Raw genomic sequence first — 754 nt, 5'->3', positions numbered from 1 at the left:
CGCAGGGTTTTATTGATTCCATTTTTGCCCTGATGAACGTTCCGTTGCGCTGCCCGGATTACACCAGTGTCAGTAAGCGGGCAAAGTCGGTTAATGTCAGTTTCAAAACGTCCACCCGGGGTGAAATCGCACACCTGGTGATTGATTCCACCGGGCTGAAGGTCTTTGGTGAAGGCGAATGGAAAGTCAGAAAGCACGGCAAAGAGCGCCGTCGTATCTGGCGAAAGTTGCATCTTGCTGTTGACAGCAACACACATGAAGTTGTCTGTGCAGACCTGTCGCTGAATAACGTCACGGACTCAGAAGCCTTCCCGGGCCTTATCCGGCAGACTCACAGAAAAATCAGGGCAGCCGCGGCAGACGGGGCTTACGATACCCGGCTCTGTCACGATGAACTGCGCCGCAAAAAAATCAGCGCGCTTATTCCTCCCCGAAAAGGAGCAGGTTACTGGCCCGGTGAGTACGCAGACCGCAACCGTGCCGTTGCTAATCAGCGGCTGAGCGGAAGCAATGCACGGTGGAAATGGACAACGGAATATAACCGTCGCTCGATAGCGGAAACGGCAATGTACAGAATGAAGCAGTTGTTGGGAGATTCACTGACGCTGCGTGACTACGATGGTCAGGTAGCGGAAGCTATGGCCATGGTGCGTGCGTTGAACAGGATGACAAAGGCTGGGATGCCAGAAAGCGTGCGTATTGCCTGAAAATCCAGCCAGCTACAGGGTCGTTCGCACGAAATCTTATTTATTCA

1 protein-coding gene is annotated in these 754 nt (G+C 53.2%); it reads left to right on the top strand.

Annotated features, from left to right (window positions below; genetic code table 11):
* A partial coding sequence (locus ACLH1I_RS26595; protein ID WP_065898619.1) for an IS5 family transposase occupies window positions 1–707 on the top strand: 707 nt, incomplete at its 5' end.
* Window positions 708–754: the final 47 nt, after the last annotated feature.

It is taken from the genome of Klebsiella sp. 1SOBk10mer (assembly GCF_046602535.1).
Taxonomy (GTDB): Bacteria; Pseudomonadota; Gammaproteobacteria; order Enterobacterales; family Enterobacteriaceae; genus Klebsiella; species Klebsiella quasipneumoniae.
The sequence above is the reverse complement of the archived record's forward strand: the minus strand, read 5'-3'. Positions and strand labels throughout refer to the sequence as shown.